Source organism: Corynebacterium sp. Marseille-P8863 (assembly GCF_946902955.1).
GTDB lineage: Bacteria > Actinomycetota > Actinomycetes > Mycobacteriales > Mycobacteriaceae > Corynebacterium > Corynebacterium gottingense.
On the sequence record NZ_CAMPQC010000006.1, the window covers coordinates 87158 to 112018 of the forward strand.

The window sequence follows — 24861 nt, forward strand, 5'->3', positions numbered from 1 at the left end:
TCGTTAGTAGGCTTGCCTAAGCTTTACTGCTGCTGTAGTTGTTAGTAATGTCTTTTCTCCTGTGGGCAGTCTTTCTTAGAGATTAAGGAACCATCATGACCAATTTTTCTTGACGCCAATTCCTCGCTGCAATGGCAGTTATTGGGACAGGCACTTTTCTGACGGCGTGTACGTCACGAGAGTCGACGGCAGGGGATGGGGCTGCCAGTGGGGATGAAGTCGAAAACGTTAATGTGCTGCGTGTTGGGGCTCTCGGGAAAGCGGCAAGCGCTCAACGAGACCCTTACCAGCTTTTGCCTAATGGTTCAGATATGCTTATTAGCTCCCTGATCTGGGAGGCTCTGACGGTGCCGGGCGAGAAAGAAACTGTAGTGCCACGCCTGATGCAGGAATGGAAACAGAATAATCCGACTGAGTGGGAATTTATGATTGCCGACGGCGCTACCTTCCATGATGGTTCCTCGGTCACATCTGAAGATGTCGTGTGGTCGTTGAAGAAGATGCTTTCGGATGAGGAAAACTCATTCCGGCTTCCAGTGATGCCTGATAGCATTCGTGCTGCTGGAGCCAACGTCGTTGTGATGGAAACTGCGGAACCGAATTCACAGCTTCCGATGCTTGCGCGATTGATGACCTTCGTGATGAAGAAGGGTTCTTCTGCTGAAAAGCCCATTGGATCGGGGCCGTTCCAGCTGGTCAGTTGGGAAAATGGTTCTGCTAAGCTCAAGCGTTTCGATAACTATCACGGAACAGTAGCAGGAGTTGCTGAGGTCCATGTCATTCCATTTGAAGACTCCACCGCAATGACTAATGCGCTGTTGTCCGGGCAAATTGACTTAGCTCAAGCTGCGGGTCCTATTGCGGCCCGATCCGTCGAAGGAAATGAAGATATAAAGATTGTGCGCCGGATGAATGACTCGGTTATTCCACTAATCATGCGTACCTCAGATGGGCCTTTCTCAGATGTGAAAGTTCGTCAGGCGCTGCGCCTTGCAGTTGATCGGGAGCAAATCATCCAACGAGCTCTCTCCGGTTATGGAACCCCTGCAAACGACATTCTTGGAACGGCAGATTCGAACCTGGATTCTTCGTTAGTGCGTAAGCGTGACGTTGTGAAAGCGAAGAATCTCCTCCAAGAGGCAGATTTTGACCTTGAGAAAACGTATGACTTGTACGTTACCCCTGAGGCTCCGGGTCAAGTAGAGGCGATGAAGGTTATCGCTGATCAGGTGAAAGAAATCGGCATGACTCTCAATGTAGTGGAGCAGGATTCGGGTACTTTCTACGACGAGACATGGACCAAGGCAGACCTATATTGTGGCTATTGGGGAACTAACGATTCCGTGCTCTTCTTCGCCGGGAAGGTTCTCGACGGTGACGCGGCCTCTAATGAGACCGCATTTGATGATGCTGAATTCAACGAGATCTATGACCAGGTACTGGAAAGCACCGATACTGAGAGAATTAACCAGCTAAGCCGCCAGCTGCAGAAGATTGAGTTCGAGCGATCCGGGTATCTGGTCTGGGGTGCATCTGACGGAGTCGATATTGCGAGAGCTAATTTGAGTGGTCTGCCTAAGGCTCCAGGCTATGGTCGTGTCCTTCTTGAAACCGTCCAGAAGGCTTAGTGTGCCAGCGGAAATCGCGCGTTGGCTTATTCCTCGGCTGATAATTCGTGGAGGCTTACTTTTCGCAGTTCTCGGACTTGTTTTTGTAGCGATTGATTGGCTGCCCGGTAATGCTGCCTCCGCAATCTTGGGCGCAAACCGGACCCCGGAAGCTCTGGCAGCGCTAGAAAGAAACCTGAATCTTGATAAGCCGCTTATGGCCCGCTTCCTGAGCTGGCTGGGAAGTGCGTTTGCGGGCGACTTTGGTACTTCCGTAAACGGAGTACCGATTATTAATCTGCTGAGTTCAGCGCTGCCTGTGACGCTGGCAACAACTGGTATGGCATTTTTAGTCACTGCTGTTCTTTCGGTAGCAATCGCCATTTTTTGGGCTTCACGTGCTGAAAAACCCTGGATTTCGCACATTATTGACCGATCGACAGTGGCATTAATTGCGCTACCAGAGTTTGTCGTTGGTGTGTTTCTGGTAGCGGTATTCTCTCTCTGGCTTGGTTGGTTTCCCGCGGTCACTATCACCGCGGAAGGCTTGCCAACCCAGATAAGTATGTACGCATTACCGGTTATGGCGCTGGTAATTCCTCAGGCGGCCTGGAATTCGAGAATGCTTTTCGCAGCGTTCGAGGATGCTTCTCACAACACTGCGGTCCGCAATGCTGAGCTAAACGGAATCGTGGGAAATCAGCTGGCACTTCGACATATCCTGCCGCTATCCGCACCGACATTTGCTACTTCAATGGCTACAACAGCAGGTGTTTTGGTAGCAGGGACAGTCACAGTCGAAGCGTTATTTAACCATCCTGGAGTGGGGCTTTTGGTGTCTAATGCAGTCGCGCAACGGGATATCTCGGTGATTCTTGCCGTACTTGCTGTAACAGGGGCGATCATATTGGTGTTGCTGACTGTGGCAGATGCAATAAAAGTCGCATTCACCCCGAAGGTGCAACTATGATTCGAAGGTTTTTAGCGGGGGCCTTTATCGCCCTAGTGTTAGGCGGACCGGTCGCTGCTGGTTTGTTTGGCATTGAACTGTCGGCGCATGGCGTGCCCTTCGCTAACGGTAACGAGGAGGGTTTCCTAGGAACAGAACACCTGGGGAGAAGCGTGGGCGCTGCAGTGCTTGTCGGTGGCCGGTCCTTGGTCGTAACTGCAATTATCGTCGGTTCTTTGACCACGGCATTTGGCGCTCTATTCGGTATCTTGGGGTCGCTAAAGCCAAAACTGGGCTTCTTTATTGAAGCAGTGGCGGATGTCACCATCTTGGTGCCCGCAGTAATTCTTTTGCTTTTAACCGCAGTCTTGTATCCCAATGGTGGGCTACCAGCGCTTATTGGTGTTTCGGTTGTGGTGGGTACGCCTTATGCTGCCCGTGTGGTCGCCACCGCCACCTATCCCGTTGCTAACGCTGGTTATGTTCAGGCTGCGCTGGGCAGTGGCGTATCGACCGTCTCGATAATCTTGCGGGACATCATTCCCAATATTTCCGCAGTACTTCGTTCGGTATGGAGTCTTCGCATTATCGAAGCGCTGTATGTGCTGGCTACGGCGAGCTTCCTTGGGGTCGGGAGAAGCCTCGGTGAGTTTGCATGGTCAGCGATGGTGCGGGATAACGCGAGTGGAATATCACTGAACCCCTGGTCAGTACTTGCACCAGCCGCCGCGTTGGCAGCGACATCGATTGCTGTAGTGGCCCTGATTAATGGGAGGCAGAAGGAACCGAAGGATGTGCCGAGCTCGTGATTGATGTAGATATTTCCGTGATGCAAAGCGGGCACGTTATCCTACCCCGTACAGTGCTCACTGCCCGAGCGGGTGAAATTACGGTTTTAACTGGGGTGAGCGGCTCCGGGAAGACCTCACTTTTAAAGGCATTGATTGGTGCGGTACCGGAGAGATCGGAAGTAATTGGTGAGGTTTCTGTCGAGTCCAGTGAGTGGCGAGATGTAAACCCGCTGGAGCTTTCATCATGTGAATTAGCTCATTTTCGCCGTGAGCACATTGCTTTCGTAGGACAGGATCCGGGCGCCGAGTTGCCACCATTGATGTCAGTAGCCCGGATGCTCCGGGAGCTAGCTCCAGCGGCCGACGTTGCAGCGTTGCTGCAGCGTGTAGATCTTCCAGCCAGCATTGCTTCCCGACGTATTCACCAGCTTTCTGGTGGACAGCAGCGACGGGTGGCACTGGCTCGGGCACTATCGCGTTCGCCTGAAGCCATCGCTCTTGATGAGCCCTTCGCCGGCCTTGACTCCGATACTTCGACGGTAATCGCTCATCTGCTAAGAGGCCTCGCGGATAGTGGCGTTACGGTCATTTTCACCGCCCACCAGGTTCCTAAGCTTGCGATTTGCATTGACTCGGTCGTGGCTGTCGGGAATGGAACGGAAAAAAGCGATTCGATCACCCAGCGCGTGGAACGCCAGAGTGTAGAGACGACTTCTGGCCACAGCCCGCGTTCAGTAACGAAAGGCATCCAGGTCACAGAACTCTCCAAAGCCTCGATTGGTGAATCTATGCCGGGGGCGGGGGCAGGGGCGGGCGCGTCTCCAGTCTTAAGAGTTTCCAACCTGAGCTGCGTGAATAATGAACGCGTGACTCTTTTTCAGGGCCTCTCTTTCGCTGTACAGCGTGGCACTATGGTTGGGGTCAAGGGACCGTCGGGAAGCGGAAAGTCGACACTACTTCGGTGCCTAATCGGGCTAAACCACGCAGAGTCGGGTGAGATTGAATGTGCTGGTGTAACTCGTGAAGCTAAGCGTACATGGCCACGGAAGAATCGTTTGATGATGCAGATAGTTCCGCAGGATCCTGCCTCTACGTTGAACCCGAAAATGACCGCGCTCGATGCCGTAGAGCGTGCAGCCCGGGTGTCGGTAAGGGGACGCCGTGACGCACGCCGAGCGGCAATAGATTTACTCGATAAAGTCGGTATCGATAAGCAGCTCGCACAGCGTAAGCCAAGTGGACTCTCTGGAGGGCAGAGGCAGCGTGTTGCAATCGCACGTGCTCTAGCCGTGCGCCCAAAGCTCCTGCTCTGCGATGAAATTACCTCGGCGCTTGATTATCAAGCAGCGACCAAAGTGATGAGCGTTCTGCAAGAACTCAACAGCGAGGGAATGGGCATAGTTCTAGTCAGTCACGATGATGAGCTGCTGCAATCGTATTGCTCCACGGTTATCCCAATTGGAACTGCAGCTGTGGGTTGAGACCAAAGCCCTGCTATTCGGGCCTTGGTCCCCTCCAGACCTTAAATAGGCAGCATCTTGAAGATCGGGCGCGGGATGTGCTTCAGCACCATCATCATGCGCGACTACACGCACACGGACCTAGAACTGCTCTACATGCTCGCAGACGGCATCGACGGCGAGGAAGCTGACCCGGGTTCAACGCAGGAACTGCGCGACCTGGAAGCAGAGGGGCCAGCCTTCCCTGAGTCGTGCTCTAACACGGCACAGCAGCAGCGGTAAAACCACTGCTCAAACACAAAATCGAAAGACTACACAGTCAACTACTCATAAGGAGAAAACTAATGTCCAACCCATTCAACGCAGGCGTCATCACCGGCAATGCAGCACGCGCTCCCAAGCTGTTCGAGCACGCAAACGGCAGCGCAACGGTGAAACTCAATGTCTATGCGCGCAACGCCTTCAAAAACAAGTCCACCGGCGAGGTTGAGTCCGAGATGGTTGAGCTGACCGGCTACGTCAAGGACGCTGATAACCCCGGCGTCTTTAGCTGCATTCATGCCGGAGATCGCATTGCAGTGAGCTACTCGCTGAAAACCGATGTCTTTACCGACAAGGAAGGCGTGAAGCACTACCCGCTGGTCGCACGAATTGATACTGTGCAGCTCATCGACTCTAAGGCTGAGTCTGCGGCGCGTGCTGCCCGTCGAGGCAACGACGCTGCGGCAGCCGCACTGGCAGGCGCTGGCACCAATGAGACACCGTTCTAGTACCGAAACCCCGCAGGGAAACCTGCGGGGTTATCTTTTCTTCAAAATACTGGGGATGCCGGGTCTGTACGGCGCCGGAGCGTCGACGGTAAGGAGTGGGCACCCCTCATCACGTACCGCCATTTCGCTAACCACTACACAGTGCAGTACGCGTGTTGTTTTACCCACTGTGTACATGTCTTTTCGTTAGGTACGGGCCTGTCTCCCGAAAAGTAGACATGTTAGGGGTTAGCTATGCTGCTTGGGCCGTGGACCATGATGTTTATTTCGCCTTGGCCTAAAGCCATCGATGCCATGCTTGCTGCCATCCACGAACAGACCGTATCCATTGCCGGCGCAGAATACGCCGAACTTGGCGTAGCAATGTCCGCCACAGATGCACTAACCAAACTCGAGCATCGTAAAGAAATCGAAGCGCAGGTACTCAAGCTGATTCAGGACATTCCGCAGACCGAGATTCTTTTATCCATGCCTGGTATCGGCCCGCGTAGCGCAGCGCAGATCCTCATGACTGTTGGCGATATGTCCGACTTCCCCGATGCAGCGCACCTAGCATCCTATGCAGGGCTATCACCGCGGACGAATCAGTCAGGAACGTCTATCATGTCGAATTCGCCTAACCGGGCTGGCAACAAAAAATTAAAGAACGCCCTATGGCAATCGTCTTTTGCATCGATCAGATTCCACGAGCGTTCCCGGCAATTCTATGAACGAAAACGCAAAGAAGGCAAAAGACACAACGCCGCAGTCGTCGCACTCGCACGCCGGCGCCTCAACGTTCTCTTCGCCATGATGCGAAACGGCGAGCTCTACCGAGACATCTCCACAGTCCAGGAGGCCGCAGCAGCCTAGAACCAACAGACCCTCACCTCAAGCCGATTGCACAGCAAGCCCAATCGGCTCCTCACCGTGCCCGAAAACAACATCCACAAGGAAAAGCAGAAACCCTTCACACCCCCCAACAAACTCACCCACGGAATTGACAAACTATATAGGAACACCTCCCTGGGCGATGGTGCAGGCGCGGAGAGCGCCGCTGTTGCCGATGCCGCGCCCAACACCGCGACGGTAGTAGAGTACCCGCTGCCGGTGCAGGAGTTTGCGGTGACCCGCTACGATTTGCCCGCCGGCACCACGGTTTCCACGCAGCTTCCCGGACCGGCCATCGCCCTGGCTACTTCTGGTGTGGTCACGGTAAACGACCTGGAGCTAGCCCCGGGCGAGGCCGCCTGGTTGCCGGTAACCGGCGGCGACACTACCCGCCTTAGCGCGGCCGCGGGTAAAGATTCGCAGCTCTTTATCGCGGCGGCGCGCCCTGCGCGGCAAGTAGCGCTACCGCGCCGCTGGGGACGCCGCCGCGCGACAAGTAGCACTGTCGCGCTAACCGGCGCTATTTACGACATGGTGGGGCGGCGGAACGCAGCTGCGGCGGCTAGCAGCACTACGGTGAGTGCTACCATCCAGGCCACGAAAGCCCAGACTGCGGTGCCGGGCTGGCCGGTGGCAAGGATTTCGGCGCTTGGCGTGCCGTCGATGGCGGCACCGGCGCGGGCGGCGAAGGTAAGCGGATTCCACCGGGCGATGGGTTGAACCACACCAGCGAATTGCTCCACTGGCACGAGGCCGCCGTTAAGTGCCATGGCCGCCATGATGATGGGGGCCGGGCCAATGGCGGCCTCCGGGGTGGCGCACATCGCGCCCACCATGGCCGATAGCGAGGCGGCCACCACCGCGCCGAAGATGATGACTAACAGCACCCAGCCAAACCCGGCCAGCGTGTGAATACGCAGGCCAGAAGCCACGGAAGCCAGCAGCACCGCGCAGCCGGAGATAAGGCTGCGTAAGGAATCGAAACACCAGCGGCCGAAGATCTCCGGGCTGGTGCCGTAGCGCGTGGTCGCGATGCGGGTGGTGATACCGCGTTGGCGTTCCTTAATTATCTGCGCGGCGGCGGAGGTGCCATTCATCAGTTCGCTGGAAAGGATGAGCGCGATGGTAAGCGGTAACGCGTCGAGCGTGGCAGAGCCTTGCGAGGCCGCCATGAGGTCGCCAAACAGCCACCGCATGACCAGGAACATCAAAACGGGACCAGCCACGGTATTGGTAATTACCGCGCTATCGCGGCGGGCGGCGCGCAGGTGCCTTCCAAAATGCGTGGCGACAGTGGACAGCCAGGTGGTGTCGTGCGACACGGTGGCGGTGGTGTGGTTAGTCATGTTTCCTCCCCTGGAAAGCGGTGATAAAGCCCCATACGCCAACGACGGTCATGGCGATGAGCCAGCACAGTGCTTCGACTCCGCGCGCCCCCAGGGCAGCGCCACCTAGTAGGTTGCGGGCGGTGTCCAAGATGGGAGATAGCGGTACGTGCCGGATGATGGGGCCAATGCCGCCGGGCAGCGCATCCGCAGGCACGAATGCGGTGGAGAACATCACCATGACCAGCACGAGGTTTTGGAAGAGCAAGGACGCCGAGGTGGGCTTGGGGGCCAACAGGCAGGAGCCATCGATAAACGCGGAGAGGATGATGGTGAGGGCGGCGAAAAGGGCGATGGTAAGGATAATACGACCCGGTCCGGCAGCGTAGCGGGCACCGAGCAGGATCGTGGTGAGGACGACGATGCTGCACGACCACGCGGCGCGGGTGAGATCTGCCAGCAGCCGGCCGACGACCGTGGCCCAGGCGGGCGTCCCGGTGGCGCGGATGCGGTCGTGGATGCCGTTTTCGGCGTCACGCGTAATCGCCAAGGAGGAGCCCCCGGCGGCGAACACAATCGCCTGAATAACGCCGGCGGGCAGGAGGAAGGCGGCGTAATCGATGCCGAGTTCCGTCGAAGCCTTGGCGAAGGTGGCGTAAAAGATGACCATGAACAGGCTGGGTATTGCCACGGCGGAAACCATTACGGCCTTGTTGCGGACGGTGCGCAGGACATTGCGGTGCCACGAGGCAGCGACTGCTCCGAGCGCGTTCACTGGGAGCCTCCACCGGTGTGGGGAGCCTGCTGCGCGATGTCGCCGGACCCGGCGATAGCGAAGTAGACATCGTCCAAGGAGGGCGGAACCAAGGAGACGTCCGCGACCGAGGTGTCGTCGCCATCCCACAAGGCCAGCGCCCGGACTAGGGTGCGGTGGCCATCGGGCGCATCGACGCGCAATACGGTGTCCTCTTGGCGGCAGTCGATGCGGTGTTCTTGCAAGGTGTGGGTGAGGCGTGCGGCATCGTCCGGGCTAGACATCGTGATGAGGCACACCGTGGTGCCATAGCGGTCCTTGAGCTCGGCGGGGGTGCCTTCGTCGAGCACCTTGCCTCCGGCGAGCACGGCGACGCGGTCTGCGAGCTGGTCAGCTTCTTCCAGGTATTGGGTAGTAAGCAGGATCGAGGTGCCGTCGGCCGCCAGCCCGCGGACGGTATCCCACACGGAGCTGCGCGCGGCGGGGTCGAGGCCCGTGGTCGGCTCGTCGAGGAACAGCAGCGCGGGCGGGACAGTGAGGGAGGCGGCGATATCTAACCGCCGGCGCATGCCGCCCGAGTATGCCGAAACCAGGCGGTCGGCGGCGCCAACCAGATCGAAGCGCTCAAGAAGTTCCGCGGCGCGGGCCTTCGCATCGCTAGCTTTAAGCCCTGCCAGGCGGCCAAAGAAGATGAGGTTTTCCTTGCCGGTAAGCTCCTCATCCACTGCGGCGTATTGCCCGGTCAGCGCGATGGAAGCGCGCACCTTGGAAGGATCCGTGGCTAAGTTGTGGCCATCGATGATGGCGGTTCCGCCCGTGGCGGGCAGCAGCGTGGAAAGGACATTGACCAAGGTTGTCTTGCCGGCACCATTGGCGCCTAGGACGGCGAGGATGCCCCCGCGCGGAATGGCGAGGGTCACACCGCGCAGGATTTCCGTTCGCTTCTTGACTTTTCCCAGGCTACATCGCAGATCTTGGACATCAAGCACCAGGTCGCGGCCTTTTGCGTGGGCGCTGGTTGAGGGGACTGCGGTGGCGCTGGGGTCACCGCTAGCGGTTGCCGTGGTGGGGTTTTCTTTCATGATTCATCCCTGGATATACGTCAACGGTCTATTAGACGGCGCACCGATTCTCCTACCGCAGAAGGAAAACCGATTATTGCCCGCGAACGATGGATTGTGGTCCACGGAGCAAGCGCCTGGGGTAGTGCCAACTAATCCTTAGAAAATGATGTATGTCTAGCGGCACCGGGTCGTGCACAGCGCCCCGCAGGAGAGGGCTGCACAGGTCGGCTGATCGGCGGCGACGCTGCAGGTTGCTGCAAAGTTGAGCATACCATAATTAGGCATGGCATGCTTGACAATTAAGTCGAAGGCCTGTAAGCTACCAAGTGTGAGCTAAGAATCTGGGTATTCCGACTAGTCAGGGTCAAACCGCGTGGCTGACCGTAATTCGTATTGTGGCTCGCGCCTCTCAAGCGCAAAGGAGTATCCATGGATTCTCGAGAGCAAATCGAAGATAAGATTCTCTGCGGTCAGCCCTTCCGCCCTATTGAGGACCCGGATCTCTATTACGAGATGATGGAGGCGGCGGAGAAGTGTCACGATCTCAACCAGCTTCGTCCACTTCAAACAGCGGAGAAGCAGGCAGTGATGGCAGACCTGCTTGGTGAACTGGGGGAGCGCTTAATGGTTTTCCTGCCATTTCATGTCCAATATGGCTCGAAAATCAAGGTCGGAGATGGCGTGACCTTCAATCGAGGAACGACGGTACTTGATATGGCCCCGGTGACATTTGGCAATGAGGTCATGGTTGGTCCATGGTGTTCCTTCTTTGCTGGCAATCACGCCTTAGACCCCGTAGAGCGGCAATACATGGTGTGTACCGGGGGTGCGATCACCATACAAGACCATGTGTGGCTTGGTGGCAATTGCACGGTAACTGCGGGTGTCACGATTGGGCATGGTGCAGTAATTGGTGCTGGCAGTGTTGTGACAAGAGATATTCCGCCCATGGTACTCGCAGCCGGTAATCCGTGCCGAGTCATTCGTGATATTGGCCCGGAAGATAAGCTCATGGGGGAGTCTTGGGTTCCTGAGTGGCCTAGTTGGATTACGGATTGAGACGGCTGTGAAAGTTCTCGCGGTCGTCCTGGGTTCTGAGGGTGATATGCTGCCATTTGCGCACCTTGGTGTCGCACTTCGAGATCGTGGCCACCAGTTTGTTTTGGCTGGGTTTAGCGAATTCGGCGGGAGTTTTCGTGCAAACGGGGTGGACTACATCGAGTTACCCGGTGATTACCGGGCGTTAATGAAGCGCCTTTTGGGCGATAGTAAAGGCATGATGGACACTGTCTTAGGTATCCGTGAGATGATATCTGAAGCCCACGTTTTCGATGTGTTAGAGCATGCCATGGATGGCGTTGACGTGGTCATGTACACCCAATTCAGTGAAGTTGCTCGGTTGTTAGGGGCTGCACGCGGAGTCCCCAGCGTTCGGGTGCAGGTTTTCCCTAGCGAACCCTGCCTCCGTTACAGCCTCGTGGATCCGCGAAAACTGGACGGCTCTGTCGGAGCTCTGGTCACCCACTGGATGTCCAATACTCTGATGGCTTGGGCGATGCGCCCAGTGATAGCGGCATGGCGCCGTAGGTTGGGGCTGCGTCAGCGAGCGCTCTCCTCTCCACCAACCACGATCTACCAATTCAGTCCCGCGTTGAGTCCGCCGGCGCCGGAATGGAAAAACCACATTCACGTCACTGGCGAGTGGCTTGACCCGCACCACAGTGAACTCGCCCTAGACCCAGCAGTCGAGGAGTTTGTGGCTGCCGGCTCGGCCCCGGTTCTGGCAAGCTTTGGGAGTATGGTCTCAGATCGCGTTTATGACCTTCAACGATGGACTCGAGACGCGTGCATCGAGCATGGTCTGCGGGCGATAATCGTCGATCCCGATCATGAGCCTGGTGTGAGAGAAGGAATCCTCACCGTCGCCCGGGTCCCGTTCGCGACTGTGCTTCCGTGGTGCCGTGCAGGCATCTGCCACGGCTCACTGGGCACCACCGGGGCGATCCTGCGCGCCGGCAAGCCGTGCCTTGCGGTTGCATTCGGTGGTGACCAACACTTCCATGCCAACGCAGTTTGTCGAAACGGTGCCGGGCCGAACTATATTGACGCCCAGCGAGGCGAACTGAGTGCCCAGTCCCTGGCCGCCGGAATTGCCGATTTGGTAAGTGGAGCATACGACTCCGCAGCCCGCAGGATGCCCGAGTTGCTTGCCACAGACCCGGGTACCGTCGCAGCAGTAGAAATCGTGCTTAATCAGTCCGACCTAGCGAAAGGCGAAAAATGACAGAAATCAGCTGCGAGGGAGTCTTTCCGTTTGTGGCCGGACATCGCACTGGAACCCTCTTGTTTTGCTTCCATCACGCAGGAGGCAGCGCTTCCGTCTATCGTGGATGGGTGGGGGTCAACCCAAGCATTGACGTGGTGCCGGTGGAGCTTCCCGGAAAGGCAACCCGTCGCCGAGAGAAATGGGTAAGCGACTTTGACAAGCTCGCCGATATGTGCGCAACCGAGATAGTAGATCTGGCGGCGGGCGCGCCGATTGCGTTGTACGGCCACTCCATGGGGGCAGCGCTGGCCTACCAGGTTGCTGCCTGCCTGCAGCAGATGCATCGGCCCACTATACCGGAAGCCGTGGTGGTGGCCGCACGGCAGGCGCCCGGAGAAACCGTGCCTGGGGAATACCACTCGTCAATGGGGTTCGGTGCGCTGCGCAGGGAGTTTGAGAAGGTAGGTGGCACACCACCTGAGATCCTTGCCAATGATGATGTGATGAAGCTGCTGCTCGCTGACATTCGTCGCGATTATGTGTTACACGAGGGCTTTCACCATGCAACCACGGTGCTTCGCTCTCCTGTGCTGGCATTGGCGGGGGATAGCGACCCAGCTGTCAGCCCAGAGATGCTTTCCCGGTGGGAAAATTTTACCAGCGGTAGTTTTGAACTGAAGGTCCTGCCGGGTGGGCATTTCTTCCCGCTCGATACTGGAACCGAGTTCCTCGACCTGCTTGCCGGTTTTCTAGCGGGAATTACTGGGAACACTGCCTGGTTAGCGCGGAACAATGCGTGATTGTGACTGTTAAGTAAAGAGGCCCCGATGACCGAACAAAAACCACCCATTACATTTAGGCAAATATCTCAACCTGCCCACCGGCAGATCACGGTGTCGCTGCTATTGGCGGTGCTGGCGGCGGTTTTGTCGCTGGTGCCGGTAATCGTGCTGGTTGAGCTGGTGCGCACCGTAATGCTGTCCTTCCAGGGAGAGCCGATAGATGCGTCAAAGCTGTGGCTGCTAGTCGCGGCGCTCATGGTGGCCACCGTCCTACATGGACAGGCAACCGTGAAGAGCCTCCAGGTAAGCCACCAGGCCGACGGCCTTTTGGGCGAGCACTTACGCCAGCAGCAGATTACCAAGCTGGGTAGGCTCCCGCTGTCTTGGTTTACGCGGACACCTTCGGGGACTGTGAAAACCTACATCGAAGACGACGTCACCAAGATCCACCAGCTCATCGCCCACGCGCCGCACGATTATTCGGCCGGTGTACTCGTACCGCTATTGAGCCTGGGATACATGTTCGTGGTGGACTGGCGGATAGGCCTGCTGGGCCTGGTACCACTGCTGTTGGCAGTGGCCACCATGCCGTTTATGATGCGCGAGTTTCAAGAAAAGGCGGAGAAATTTAAGTCCAGCCAGAAGCAGCTAGACGCCGCCGTCGTAGAGTTGGTGCGCGGCATCCCGGTTATCAAGGTGTTTGTTCCGGAAGGCTACGACGAGAGCATTTTCCTTAGTCGTTCCCGGAGTTTTGGTGGGTTCTATCGCGAGTGGTTGCACGCCACCGTACACCCCACCGCTTTGATGAAGATCTTCACCTCCACCGGGTTTGGCCTGCTGGTGGTAGCCGCGGCCAGCCCGTGGCTCATCACGTCTGCGGGCGTACCAGTGGCCGATGTGCTGGCAGCGTTTTTGTTCATCAACAACATCGCCGCGCCTCTGCTTATGCTTTCGCGCACTAACATCATGTTTTCGGAGGCGAAGGCTGCCGCGGCGGATCTCACCGAGTTCTTCAACATCCCGGTATTGCCGCCCGCTGCTGGCGGCAGGGAGCCTGCAAACGCCGGAATTGAGTTGAAAGATTTAAGCTTCTCCTACGTGCCGGACACCCCGGTGCTTTCCGGCATTAACCAAAAACTTACCGCCGGCAGCATCACTGCGGTGGTGGGACCTTCCGGCTCGGGGAAGTCCACGTTAGCCGCGCTCATCCCCCGGCTATTAGACCCCACGGAGGGGTCGGTGCGCATTGGTGGCGTCCCTAGTACTGATCTCCGATCTGACCAGCTCTACCGTAGGGTAGGGTTCGTCTTCCAGGACCCTTACCTTATGCGGATGAGCGTGCGGGATAACATTCGCCTCGCTCACCCGGAGGCCACCGACGCAGACGTGGTTCGCGCCGCCCGCGCCGCCCAGATTCATGAGCGCATTACCCATCTGCCGCGCGGCTACGACTCGGTGGTGGGAGAGGACGCGCAGCTTTCCGGTGGCGAGCAGCAGCGGCTGGCTATTGCCCGGTCCATCTTGCTCGACGCGCCGATCCTCGTGTTGGATGAGGCCACCGCTTTTGCGGATCCGGACTCCGAGGCCGCGATCCAGCGGGCCATTACCGAGCTGGTGGCCGGGCGCACGCTAGTAGTTATCGCACACCGGCTCCACACGATCACCGGCGCTGACCGGATCCTCATGCTGGAAAACGGTGAGGTCACCGAAGCAGGCACTCACGAAGAGTTAGTGGCGGCAGGCAAGGGCTACGCCACGATGTGGGCACGCTACCAAACCGCGCAGGCGGGCATCCAAGGGGAGGAAAAATAATGATCCGCACGCTCTATTCACTGGGCAGTCCGGCTGATCGTCGCCGTCTGGTGCTGGTCCTTACGCTAATTGGGATTTCCGCGGTGGCGTTGGCCATTGGCTTTATCCTCATTGCACTGTTTTTGGACACGCTGTTTAGCGAAGATCCCGCGCAGGCCGCAGCATGGTTGCCCTGGATCATTATCTCCGTCCTCGTCTACGCCGCCGCAGACTGGCCCACTGAGGTTATTGCCCAGGACCTGGGGCATGATTACGTGCTGCGCATCCACCGGCTTATCGCCGATCGCACGGCACAGCTACCCCTGGGCTATTTTGAAGAAGATCGCGCCGGCCAGATCGGTGTTGTAGCCACCAGCGGTGCGCTGTTTGCCGCTAACGCGCCGGCAATGATGCTGCGGCCCATGCTGCACGGTGCTGCCTCGGCCGGTTTGGCTTGCGTGTTTCTCATCGCCGTGGACTGGCGGCTGGGGCTGGTTACCGTTGCAGTGGCTGCCGTGGTGTGGTTCGCCTATAACCGCCTAATGCGGCAGTACCGCGTGGCAGAGCGCCAGAAGGGCGAGCGCAACGAGCACGGCGCCGCGGAGGTGCTGGAGTTCGCCCAGGTGCAGCCGGTGCTGCGCATGGCTGGGCCGGATTCGCTGGGGGAGCGCGCCGTGCGCGCCTCGATTCGAGAGCAGCTTAGCGCCCAGCAGCACACCCAGAAGACAGGTGAGATGATCATGGGTCGTCTGGCTTTAATCATCATGGTCGGTACCGTGGTCATTGATGCCCTGGCCACCGTGCTACTTCTCAACCACTGGCTAGAAGCAGGCACCTACATTGGCGTCATTGTGTTGGTGTTCATCCTGGCTCGCGTTGCTATGTCGGGCATACCCTACGGCGAGGGCTTGGAATCCGCGCGCAATACCTTAGATGAGATCCAAAAGATCCTCGATGCGCGGGTGTTGCCGGAGCCTGCGGTTCCGGCGGCGCCACGCGACTATGGCATCGAGTTCGATGGGGTGGGCTTTGGCTACGAACCCAACACCCCAGTGGTCCGCGACGTGAGTTTCCGCGTGGCGCCCGGAACTACTACTGCGTTGGTGGGTCCCAGCGGCTGCGGCAAGAGCACCTTGCTAAAACTTGCGGCACGCTTCTATGACGTTGACCAGGGGACCATCCGTATCGGTGGTGTGGATATTCGCGATCTTGGCTCCCGGGCGGTGTTGGATTCGCTGGCTATGGTGTTCCAATACGTGTACCTCTTCGAGGACACACTGTATGAAAACATCCGCCTGGGCTGCCACAATGCAACGCGGGAGGAGGTGCTCCGCGCAGCGGAGTTGGCCGGTGTCACCGAGATTGCCCGGCAGCTGCCGCAGGGGTTTGACACCCTGATTAGCGAGGGCGGGCAGAATCTCTCCGGTGGTGAGCGTCAGCGTGTCTCCATCGCTCGTGCGCTACTGAAGGACGCGCGGATCGTGCTGCTTGATGAGGCGACTAGCTCCTAGACGTGCAGAATGAGCACCTTGTGATGCGCGGTATGAAAACGCTTTCTGCCGAGCGCACCATCGTCGTCATTGCGCACCGGCTGCACACCATCCGCGACGCGGACCAGATTGTGATGATGAGTCCCTCCGGCACCGTGGAGTCTATCGGCAACCACGAGGAACTCATGGAGAGTTCCCCACGCTACCGCAGCTTCTGGGGTGAAAAGAGCGACGCCACCAGCTGGAAGCTGTAGGGACTAGCTGTCGCGGCCGCGTAGATACCGCACCGTGCGCGCCAGTGCGAGATCATCGCACGGTTCGCAGGCGGTAAGGCGGCCTTTTTCCACGCGCAGGAGAAGATCGCAGCACCGCGCCACCAGCTCCATGTCATGGGTTACTACCAAAACGGTCTTGCCCTGCCGGGCTAGGGCGTCTAGCAGGTGGGCCACCCGGTGCATGCGGCACAGGTCCAGCCCGCTGGTGGGTTCATCGAAGACGATTACCTCGCGCTCACTTAGGACTGCTGAGGCGATGGCCACGCGCTGGCGTTCGCCGCCCGAAAGCGACATCGGGTGCCGGGCCCGCTTGTCCGCGAGATCAAGTGCACCAAGCACCTCGGTAAGGCGCGCTTCGTTTTTCCCAGCCGGTCCACTGGTGCCGATGATTACGTCGGACTCCACGCTCTCCCCGAAAAGCTGGTGGTTTACGTCCTGCATTACTAAATAGGACTGGCGCAGGCGCTGCCGGGGACCCGAGAGCGAGCGGTTATTGATGTCCACCACGCCGGTGGCCTTAGATTCCAGGCCAGTCAGAACGCGCACAAAGGTAGATTTTCCGGCCCCGTTGCGTCCTACCACGCCGATGACTTGTCCTTGCGGCAACTCCGTGTGGCTGATGCTCAGGGATGGCTCTGTAGCCTTGGGGTAGGTGAACTGTAGCTTTTTGAGCACCATCGTGCCACTTGAAGGGCGTGGCTCGCGGGTCACCTCGGGGACCTGCTGCGCTGAGCGCAAGCCCATGCGGTACAGTTCGGCCTTGTCTAGGGTGCGAAACTCCGAGCCGCTGAGATCATGAGCGATCTGCCCGTCCTGCATAACCAGCACTCGGTCCACGATGTCAACTAGGTAGGAAAGCCGATGCTCAGCGATCAGGACGGTGCGGCCCTGTGTCTTCCACTGCGCGACGATGCGGCGCAGCTCATCGACGGCGGCGAGGTCGAGATTTGATGATGGTTCGTCTAGTAGTAGTACCTGTGGGTGCATCGCGGCCACTGAAGCGCATGCTATTTTTTGTTTCTGGCCGCCGGAAAGTGTGAACAGGTGCCGGTCGAGGAGATGAACCATGCCGAAATCTGCGGAAAGTTCCCCAATACGCTGTCGAATCTCGTTGGGCGCCACGCCGAGGTTTTCGCAGCCAAAGGCGAGTTCGCTGGCTACTTCCAGCGTGAAAAATTGCGACTTGGGGTTTTGGAACACTGAGCCTACGCGTTCGGCGATGTCGTGTGGGTGGGCATGAGTGATGTCTTCGTCGTCCAGCAGCACCTCCCCCGAAATCTGGGCGTCGCAGAACGTGTGCGCCACGCCGTTTATCAGGCGTAGCAGGCTGGACTTACCGCAGCCTGATTCGCCACACACTAGAATTAGTTCGCCCTTCGCCACGGTGAGATTTACGTGGTGCAGCACCGGCTCCGCTGTGTTTTGACCATAGGATAGTGACACATCGTGCAGCTTTATCACGGCAGCATCACTATATTTACCAGTAGTAGGATCAGGGACACGACGAGCACGCTTATGACTATTGCGTCGCCTACGCGGAAGCCTATCTCGCACAGCGTGGTTCGTCGGCGAGGCGAGCCCAATCCGCGGGTCACTGCAGACATAGCCAGCTCGTTGCCGATGCTCACAACGGACGCCAACAGTGGCACAAAGCGGTATTCGAGCATAGCGATCGGGTTGCGCAGGCCCGAGATGCCACGCATCTGCATGGCGGTGCGGATATCGCGGTATTCCTCGAGAATCGTCGGGAAGAACCGGAACATGATGGACGTGGGGATGGTCAGGGCGTCGGGGCTCCGCATGCGCTGCATCGCGGCCATGAATTCGCTGGCCGAGACGGTGCGTAGTAGGTACCAGCAGCACGTGATGCCAGGGAGGATGAGCGAAAGCCCTGCGAACCACGTAGCGCACACGTCCACGATGATGTGGCGCTCGGGCAGGGCCTGTACCACCACCGCAGGAAAGCCGGCGAGCACCGCGAAGGTGAGTGCGTATCGCAGTGCAGCGGCCACCATGCCGGAGGCGAGGAAAAGTGCCCCGGGAACGGCAATGAGCATCCACCGGGCGGTGCTGCCCAGCGCCCCACTGGACCCGGCCGGTGAGATGAGCACCGAGGACACCACGAGGATGACCAGCACCGTGGTGCGTGGGTCCAGATGGAGTCCCGCTGTGTGCGTGCCTGATCCGGGCAAAGTGGGCGACATCAGGCGATTCCTGCTCGCTGGAAGTGCTTGGTGAAGATGCGCCGGCCGAGGATCCCGCCGAGGATCCCGCAGACGAAGGTTACTATCACAATGATGAGGAATAGCCAAGTCATCTGGCCAATAGAGGTGAGGCCATCCGCGAAACTAGCACCATATTTGGTCTGCATGCCGCTGCTCTCTATGTAGCGCCGAGTGGTGAAGAAAAGCGGAATATATGATGCGGTGGGTGACACTGCTATAAAGGCATAGGCGATCACACTGTGTATTGCGCTCGTATACTTGCCGGCGCGCAAAATTAACTCGGCAAACACGGCCATGACCAAGCTGAGCAGCAGTGGCCATATGCCTAAACCAAGCAGCAGGCTGGCGAGGCCGCTGAGAAGAAGGAATATGAAGACCATGCCGGGCTTGTGCACCTTGGCCAAGAACAGCATCATCGGGATGCCCAGGATGAGGGCCTGAACGCTGGTGATCATCACGTAGGTGATGGGGGTGATGCCGATGAAGGCGATGACCACGCCGGCTACCAAGTTGATGACGAAGAAGATGCCGATGTTCATCAGGTCGGTGATGTTCAGCCGTCCTGCTTTTGCATCTTTCGGGGTGGTGTGGGGAGTACTGGGCATGATGTTTCCTTTCAGATTAGGCTGCTTGTGCGTAGCACTGGGTTGGGGGCAAGTGGCTTGTCAGGTGAGTGAAACAGGTGTGGCATGAACTCTAAATTTCGCCTTCTTCTACGTCGCTGCCGACGATGTCGGCGATCAGGTCGGACAATTCTCGGACCGTTGGATGGTTGAATACGTCACGTATGGAGATGGGCCGTCGTAAAGCGCCTCGGCGAAGTCCTGGACGTAGGAGTCGCGGCCCGCCACGACGGGAGGGGTCTTGCCCATGGTGGCGGTGTACGGGTTGCGGGGGCGTCGCGGCAGCTGTGGCATGAGGCACCTCGTTTTTACTCGTTACTATTCTTACTATTCTTACTACTGTTACTATTCCGGCGCTGCGCAACCGCTCTGTCATCCCAACCCGAAAACCCCGCTGCCGCGCGAGCCGCACGAAGCAAACGGGCCGCGAGCCATTACGCTGGGGAGGAACTGTCTGAAATACGTCCAGTACACAAACCCAGTACACAAATACAGTGGAAGTGAGACCTCTTGGATACGCAGATTGCCGTAGAGACGCTGGCGCGCGTGCTCATGCCGCGCAAGGGCGAACCGCACGACGTGCGCTCGCTGTACCTCGTTGAGGCGGAGCAGAATAAGCAGCGCGTGCGCTGGTCGGACCGCACGACCCTGACTGTCCCGGAAGGGCAGGAGGTCAGCTTCGAGACCTACTTCAACGCGTTCCCGGCTTCCTACTGGCGTCGCTGGTCGCAGTTGGACCGCGTGGTCCTGAGCCTGGATATTCAGGGCGCGGCCACCATCTCCGTCTACCGCTCGAAGCACGACGGCGTGCGCATCAGCGTGACCAACGTTGAGGTCGCCGACCAGCACGTAGAGATTCCGCTCCCGCTGAAAAACTTCGAGGACGGCGGCTGGCTCTGGTTCGACATCACCGCGGAGTCCGACGCCACCGTCACCAACGCCGCGTGGTGCGCCGACCAGGCGCCGCAGGAGCAGGTGCTTCACGACGCCACCACGATCCCTCCCCAGCCCAAGCAGGTAGCCGTGGGCATCCCCACGTTCAACCGCCCCCGCGACGCGGTCAACGCGCTGCACGCGCTGGCCGAGGACCCGGTAGTGGAGGCGTGCATCAGCCACGTGCTCATGCCGGACCAGGGCAACCAGCACCCGGCGGACGAGCCGGACTTCGCGGAGGCGCAGGCCGCGCTCGGTGACAAGCTGCGCATCTTCCCGCAGGGCAACCTGGGCGGGTCCGGCGGCTACAGCCGCATCATGTACGAGGGCCTGAACAATACGGACGCGCCGTTCATCCTCTACATGGACGACGACATCGCGATCGAGCCCGACTCCATCGTGCGCGCGGTGCAGGCAGCCCGCTACGCGCGCACCCCGATCCTGGTCGGCGGGCAGATGCTCAACCTGCAGGACCGCGCGCAGCTGCGTACCACCGGCGAGGCCGTGGACCGCTCCACCTTCATGTGGGGCGCTGCCGAGCACGCCGTCTACGACCACGACTTTTCCAAGTACCCGCTGGGCTACGTGGGCACCCAGGAAGAGGAGCTGGACCCGCGCAAGACCACCTCGCGCGCGCTGCACCGTCGCATCGACGTGGACTACAACGGCTGGTGGATGAACCTGTTCCCGCGCGCCGTCGCCGAGCAGCTCGGCCTGCCGCTGCCGCTGTTTATTAAGTGGGACGACACCGAGTACGCCCTGCGCGCCAAGGAGGCCGGCTACCCCACGGTGACCTGGCCGGGCGTGGCCATTTGGCACATGGCGTGGGCGGACAAGGACGACGCGATCGACTGGCAGGCTTACTTCCACCTGCGCAACCGCCTCATCGTCGCCGCGATGTACGGCCCGGAGAAGGCCGACGGCATCCTGCGCAACATGCTCAAATCCACCTACAAGCACATCATGTGCATGGAGTACTCCACCATGGCGATCCAGGTGGAGGCCATGCAGGACTTCCTCAAGGGGCCGGACCAGCTGTTCAGCATCCTCGAGTCCTCGCTGCCAAGGATCCAGGAAATCCGCAAGCAGTACCCGGACGCTCAGGTCATCGGCTCCGCCGCGGACCTACCTGCGCCCACCGGCGCGCCGGGCGTGCCCACCCGCAACATCGGCGGTCGCCTGGCCAAGGTGAAGAAGATTCCGTGGGCGTTGAAGGCGCTGCGCCACCAGTTCACCACCGAGGACCGCGCGCACTGGGACGCGCCGCAGCTCAACCTCACGGCAGAGGAGGCCCGTTGGTACACGCTGGCCCGCGTCGATTCCGCTACGGTATCCACCGCCGGCGGTACGGGCGTGGCCTTCCGCAAGCGCGACAAGGCCACGAGCGACGCCCTGCTCAAGCAGACCAAGGAACTCCAGGCGCAGATCAAGGAGCGGTGGTCGGACCTGCAGTCCGAGTACCGCGCCGCGATGCCACGCCTGACCAGCCACGAGGAGTGGGGGAAGATTTTCGATGCCCAGTAAGCCCAGAAAGCCCAGTAACAAGCACTCGCTCGACGCCCGTGAGGCCGAGCTGCTCATCGCCCTGCAAGACCGCGCGTTTACCCCGGCCACCACGAAGGTGGCGCGCACGCTGAGCCACTTCGGCGAGCACGACTTGGGCTGGATGGGCGTGGCTGCGGTGGGCGCGGCGTCGACAAGCGCGAACCGCCGGAAGTGGCTGGCGTTGGGCGCGGGCACCTTCGTTGCGCACGCGGCGAGCGTGGTGCTCAAGCGCATCGTGCGGCGGCCGCGCCCCCACGACCCGCGCGTGCAGATCGGCGTGAAGACGCCGTCGCAGCTGTCGTTTCCTTCCTCGCACGCGACGAACACGGCGGCGGCCGCGGTGCACCTCGCGGACATTACGGGCTCGAAACTGCCGTGGCTTCTCGTGCCGGTAATGATGTGTTCGCGTAACGTGCTCGGGGTGCATTACCCTACGGACACCCTGGCGGGCGCTGCGCTGGGCGCGGCGGTGGCCAAGGTTGCAGTTGAGGTGGAAAGGACAACCCGATGACGGAAAAGGAATACGACGAGCCCCTGCTCAAGCCTGAGCCGCACACCACGGGCGTGGACATCAGCACCAAGCGCAAGCCGCCGAAGAACTTGCCCGACGCGATGATCAAGGGCCTGCGCCCCAAGCAGTGGGTCAAGAACGTGCTCGTGCTTTCCGCCCCGCTCGCCGCCGGTGAGTTTACGGGCCGCACGCTTATCGACGTCGCACTCGCATTCATCGTCTTCTGCCTCGGCGCGTCCTCCATCTACCTGGTCAACGACGCCCTGGACGTCGAGTCGGACCGCGAGCACCCGACCAAGCGGTTCCGCCCGATCGCCTCCGGCATGCTGCCGATCAAGCTGGCCTTCGGCATGGCTGCCATCCTCATCGCCCTGGCCCTGGGCCTGTCCTTCCTGGCCACGGACGGCCCTGCGCTCGCGCTGGTCATCGGCATCTACATTGCCCTGCAGCTGGGCTACTGCTTCGGCTGGAAGCACATCCCGGTGATTGACATCGCGCTGGTCTCGTCCGGCTTCATGCTGCGCACGATGGCCGGCGGCGTGGCCGCGAGCATCGCCCTGTCGCAGTGGTTCCTGCTAGTGGCCGCGTTCGGCTCCCTGTTCATGGCGTCGGGCAAGCGCTACGCGGAGATGCTGCTGGCGCAGAAGACGGGCGCGAAGATCCGCAAGGCACTGGAGGGCTACACGGCCACGTACCTGCGCTTTGTGTGGACGCTGTCCGCAACGGCGGTCGTGATGAGCTACGCGCTGTGGGGCTTCCAGCTGTCCAACGACACCGATGGCCCGGCCGCGATCTGGTACCAGATCTCCATGGTCCCGTTCGTCATCGCGATCCTGCGCTACGCGGCAGAGGTGGACGGCGGCAAGGGCGGCGCGCCGGACGAGATCGCGCTGGAGGACCGCGTCCTGCAGTTGCTCGCCCTGGCGTGGATCCTCTGCATCGTCATGGCGGTTTACGTCATTCCGGCGGTGGCTTAGTAGTATCGCTGGAATGAACAAACAGGCCCGCATTTCGCTGCTCGCTGCAGCGGCAATCGCGGGCATCTTTGCGTTCTGGGGAGGATTTACCCGCCGCTGGATGTCCGACGATGGACTCATCGTGCTGCGCACCGTGCGCAACCTGCTCGCGGGCAACGGCCCCGTGTTCAACATCGGCGAGCGCGTGGAGGCCAACACCTCAGTGCTGTGGCAGTACCTCATCACGGCGTTCGGCTGGCTCACGGGCGCCCGGCTCGAGGACGTGGCGATGTGGCTCGCGCTCGCCTGCACCGTCATCGGCGCCGTCGTGGCCACCGTGGGCTCGGGCCGGTTCTGGGACCAGGCTGCCGCCACCCGCGGCGTTGTCCTGCCGTTTGGCATCCTCATCTACCTGGCGCTCCCGCCTGCGCGCGACTTTGCCACCTCCGGTTTGGAGTGGGGCCTGTGCATCATGTGGCTCGCCGTGTGGTGGGCGCTGCTGGTCCAGTGGGCCGCCCCGATCGGGCGCCGCGCCCTCCCGGTGTCCGGGTATTGGCTGGCGTTCTGGTGCGGCCTGTCGTGGCTGGTCCGCCCGGAGCTTGCGCTCTACGGCGGGGTGACCGGCATCGTGCTGCTGGCGCACAGTCCCCGCAAGTGGGCGGGCATCCTCGCAGCCGCGCTGCCGGTGCCCGCCGCGTACCAGCTATTCCGCATGGGCTTCTACGGCCTGCTCACCCCGCACACGGCGGTGGCCAAGTCCGCCTCGGACGCGGAGTGGGCCCGGGGCGGGACCTACTTCTGGGACTTTGTTGGCTACTACTGGCTCTGGCTGCCGCTGCTGGTCGTCGCGGGGTGTGCGGTGTGGTTGCTGCGGGGTGCGAGGGGGCGTCGATTAGCAATTGTCCTGCTCACCGCGGGCTGCGCCCTCGTGCACGTGCTGTACGTGCTGCGCGTGGGCGGCGACTTCATGCACGGGCGCATGCTGCTGTTGCCGCTGTTTGCCCTGCTCTTGCCGATGATGACGGTGCCGCTGACGCGCGTGACCATCGCGCTGACGCTTGCCGCGACGGTGTTCGCCGGCGTGACGATCGTGCGCGCGCACCCCATCGACTGGTTCGCGTACGAGCGCGGTGAGAAGGAGCTGAACATTGTCGACGAGCGCGAGTTCTGGTCCTACGCAATCGGCCAGAGCCCGGCCGACCCGCCGCTGCACGCGGAGGACTTCCTCGGCTCCAAACTGATGGAATCGTGGACCGAGGCGGTGGAGAACGGGCAGGAGCACGACGCCGGGCAGCTCAACATCGCGCGGCTGAGCACTCACCCGGACGAATACTCCTGGTACTGGCGCCCCCGCATGGACGAGGACGAGGCCAAGGGGAGCGACCTGCTGGACCTGCCGACCACGGCATACCTCACCAACCTGGGCATGACGAGCATGAACGCGCCGCTGGAGATGCGCGTGCTGGACTCGGTGGGCCTGGCCACGCCGCTGGCCGCGCGCATGCCCCGCGACCCGGACGGGCGCGTCGGGCACGACAAGTACCTGCCCATGGAGTGGCAGGTGGCGGACTCCGCGACGAAGATCGACTCGATGCCCAAGGACGTGGACCGCGAGCAGGCGCGTGCGGTGCGCGCGGCGCTGCGCGAGGAGCCGATCGCGGACCTGCTGGCCAGCTCGCGCGAGCCGATGAGCTGGCACCGTTTCTGGGAGAATGTGCAGTATTCCCTGGGTGACGGTCGCTCGCTCCAGCTTGAGCAGGATCCAACGGTCTACCTCTCGGACGAGACGATCCGGGAGATTAAAAAGGGTGAGGACCCTGGGGTTTCGGGGAAGCGGATCGCCTGGCCGGTGAACTGAATGGCCCTGACGGTCT

22 protein-coding genes and 3 pseudogenes are annotated in these 24861 nt (G+C 60.2%); 18 read left to right on the forward strand and 7 right to left on the reverse strand.

Annotation, left to right across the window (positions count from 1 at the left end; genetic code table 11):
* Window positions 1-131 precede the first annotated feature (131 nt).
* The 8 genes and pseudogenes from OVO38_RS06170 to OVO38_RS06200 form a co-directional block, all read left to right on the forward strand.
* Entirely contained in the window at window positions 132-1628 is a 1497-nt protein-coding gene (locus OVO38_RS06170) for an ABC transporter substrate-binding protein (protein ID WP_267207999.1), read from the forward strand.
* A 1-nt stretch (window position 1629) separates the two neighbouring features.
* Window positions 1630-2577 (forward strand): ABC transporter permease, encoded by a 948-nt coding sequence (locus OVO38_RS06175; RefSeq protein ID WP_035010180.1) that lies wholly within the window; start codon window positions 1630-1632, stop codon window positions 2575-2577.
* A complete protein-coding gene (locus tag OVO38_RS06180) occupies window positions 2574-3365 on the forward strand; it encodes an ABC transporter permease subunit (protein ID WP_035010177.1) in 792 nt (263 codons plus the stop codon). The genes OVO38_RS06175 and OVO38_RS06180 overlap by 4 nt, the downstream gene beginning before the upstream one ends.
* Before the next feature lie 20 nt (window positions 3366-3385).
* A pseudogene (locus tag OVO38_RS12465) lies at window positions 3386-3872 on the forward strand (ATP-binding cassette domain-containing protein); the annotation flags it as partial.
* Between the two features lie 365 nt (window positions 3873-4237).
* Window positions 4238-4828 (forward strand): annotated as a pseudogene (locus OVO38_RS12470) (ABC transporter ATP-binding protein); the annotation flags it as partial.
* Window positions 4829-4885: 57 nt separating this feature from the next.
* A complete protein-coding gene (locus tag OVO38_RS06190) occupies window positions 4886-5089 on the forward strand; it encodes a hypothetical protein (protein ID WP_267208000.1) in 204 nt (67 codons plus the stop codon).
* Between the two features lie 62 nt (window positions 5090-5151).
* Entirely contained in the window at window positions 5152-5577 is a 426-nt protein-coding gene (locus OVO38_RS06195; protein ID WP_068801519.1) for a single-stranded DNA-binding protein, read from the forward strand.
* A gap of 285 nt (window positions 5578-5862) precedes the next feature.
* Window positions 5863-6429: pseudogene (locus OVO38_RS06200) on the forward strand (transposase); the annotation flags it as partial.
* A 542-nt stretch (window positions 6430-6971) separates the two neighbouring features.
* Here OVO38_RS06200 and OVO38_RS06205 read toward each other — a convergent pair.
* The 3 genes from OVO38_RS06205 to OVO38_RS06215 are packed head-to-tail and all read right to left on the reverse strand — an operon-like array spanning window position 6972 to window position 9608.
* Window positions 6972-7793: an ABC transporter permease gene (locus OVO38_RS06205; RefSeq protein ID WP_014303356.1), complete on the reverse strand. Its 822-nt coding sequence runs from the start codon at window positions 7791-7793 to the stop codon at window positions 6972-6974.
* Window positions 7786-8547, reverse strand: a complete 762-nt coding sequence (locus OVO38_RS06210) for an ABC transporter permease (protein ID WP_014303357.1) — start codon at window positions 8545-8547, stop codon at window positions 7786-7788. The genes OVO38_RS06205 and OVO38_RS06210 overlap by 8 nt, the downstream gene beginning before the upstream one ends.
* Entirely contained in the window at window positions 8544-9608 is a 1065-nt protein-coding gene (locus tag OVO38_RS06215) for an ATP-binding cassette domain-containing protein (protein ID WP_014303358.1), read from the reverse strand. The genes OVO38_RS06210 and OVO38_RS06215 overlap by 4 nt, the downstream gene beginning before the upstream one ends.
* A 411-nt stretch (window positions 9609-10019) precedes the next feature.
* Here OVO38_RS06215 and OVO38_RS06220 point away from each other — a divergent pair, with 411 nt between their 5' ends.
* The 6 genes from OVO38_RS06220 to OVO38_RS06245 are packed head-to-tail and all read left to right on the forward strand — an operon-like array spanning window position 10020 to window position 16173.
* Window positions 10020-10649: a sugar O-acetyltransferase gene (locus tag OVO38_RS06220; RefSeq protein WP_014303359.1), complete on the forward strand. Its 630-nt coding sequence runs from the start codon at window positions 10020-10022 to the stop codon at window positions 10647-10649.
* Between the two features lie 7 nt (window positions 10650-10656).
* The gene (locus OVO38_RS06225) at window positions 10657-11874 is read left to right on the forward strand and encodes a glycosyltransferase (RefSeq protein WP_066511036.1); all 1218 of its coding nucleotides are present in this window, start codon (window positions 10657-10659) and stop codon (window positions 11872-11874) included.
* Window positions 11871-12656 (forward strand): thioesterase II family protein, encoded by a 786-nt coding sequence (locus OVO38_RS06230; RefSeq protein WP_023018093.1) that lies wholly within the window; start codon window positions 11871-11873, stop codon window positions 12654-12656. Before OVO38_RS06225 ends, OVO38_RS06230 begins: the two co-directional genes overlap by 4 nt.
* Window positions 12657-12683: 27 nt before the next feature.
* Complete coding sequence (locus tag OVO38_RS06235) at window positions 12684-14450, forward strand: ABC transporter ATP-binding protein (RefSeq protein WP_034970331.1); 1767 nt, start codon at window positions 12684-12686, stop codon at window positions 14448-14450.
* Window positions 14450-15940 carry an ABC transporter ATP-binding protein gene (locus tag OVO38_RS06240; protein ID WP_267208001.1) on the forward strand — a complete coding sequence of 497 codons (1491 nt, stop codon included), beginning with the start codon at window positions 14450-14452 and terminating at the stop codon, window positions 15938-15940. Before OVO38_RS06235 ends, OVO38_RS06240 begins: the two co-directional genes overlap by 1 nt.
* Window positions 15941-15972: 32 nt before the next feature.
* On the forward strand, window positions 15973-16173 hold the full coding sequence (locus OVO38_RS06245; RefSeq protein WP_267208002.1) for a hypothetical protein: 201 nt from the start codon (window positions 15973-15975) through the stop codon (window positions 16171-16173).
* Between the two features lie 3 nt (window positions 16174-16176).
* On the opposite strand, the gene OVO38_RS06250 is transcribed toward OVO38_RS06245, so the two are convergent.
* The 4 genes from OVO38_RS06250 to OVO38_RS06265 all read right to left on the reverse strand — a co-directional run bounded on the left by OVO38_RS06250 (window position 16177) and on the right by OVO38_RS06265 (window position 19336).
* Entirely contained in the window at window positions 16177-17655 is a 1479-nt protein-coding gene (locus OVO38_RS06250; RefSeq protein ID WP_144717886.1) for an ABC transporter ATP-binding protein, read from the reverse strand.
* On the reverse strand, window positions 17652-18398 hold the full coding sequence (locus OVO38_RS06255; RefSeq protein ID WP_014303365.1) for an energy-coupling factor transporter transmembrane component T: 747 nt from the start codon (window positions 18396-18398) through the stop codon (window positions 17652-17654). The genes OVO38_RS06250 and OVO38_RS06255 overlap by 4 nt, the downstream gene beginning before the upstream one ends.
* Complete coding sequence (locus tag OVO38_RS06260; protein WP_014307391.1) at window positions 18398-19024, reverse strand: MptD family putative ECF transporter S component; 627 nt, start codon at window positions 19022-19024, stop codon at window positions 18398-18400. The genes OVO38_RS06255 and OVO38_RS06260 overlap by 1 nt, the downstream gene beginning before the upstream one ends.
* 135 nt (window positions 19025-19159) lie before the next feature.
* Complete coding sequence (locus OVO38_RS06265; protein WP_158522222.1) at window positions 19160-19336, reverse strand: hypothetical protein; 177 nt, start codon at window positions 19334-19336, stop codon at window positions 19160-19162.
* A gap of 216 nt (window positions 19337-19552) precedes the next feature.
* Between OVO38_RS06265 and OVO38_RS06270 the strand changes: the two genes are divergently transcribed.
* The 4 genes from OVO38_RS06270 to OVO38_RS06285 are packed head-to-tail and all read left to right on the forward strand — an operon-like array spanning window position 19553 to window position 24845.
* The gene (locus tag OVO38_RS06270; RefSeq protein ID WP_267208003.1) at window positions 19553-21499 is read left to right on the forward strand and encodes a glycosyltransferase; all 1947 of its coding nucleotides are present in this window, start codon (window positions 19553-19555) and stop codon (window positions 21497-21499) included.
* On the forward strand, window positions 21489-22031 hold the full coding sequence (locus tag OVO38_RS06275; RefSeq protein ID WP_095275743.1) for a phosphatase PAP2 family protein: 543 nt from the start codon (window positions 21489-21491) through the stop codon (window positions 22029-22031). Before OVO38_RS06270 ends, OVO38_RS06275 begins: the two co-directional genes overlap by 11 nt.
* Window positions 22028-23008, forward strand: coding sequence for a decaprenyl-phosphate phosphoribosyltransferase (locus tag OVO38_RS06280; protein ID WP_095536007.1), 981 nt, complete (start codon window positions 22028-22030; stop codon window positions 23006-23008). The genes OVO38_RS06275 and OVO38_RS06280 overlap by 4 nt, the downstream gene beginning before the upstream one ends.
* Before the next feature lie 13 nt (window positions 23009-23021).
* A complete protein-coding gene (locus OVO38_RS06285; protein ID WP_267208004.1) occupies window positions 23022-24845 on the forward strand; it encodes a hypothetical protein in 1824 nt (607 codons plus the stop codon).
* Window positions 24846-24861: the final 16 nt, after the last annotated feature.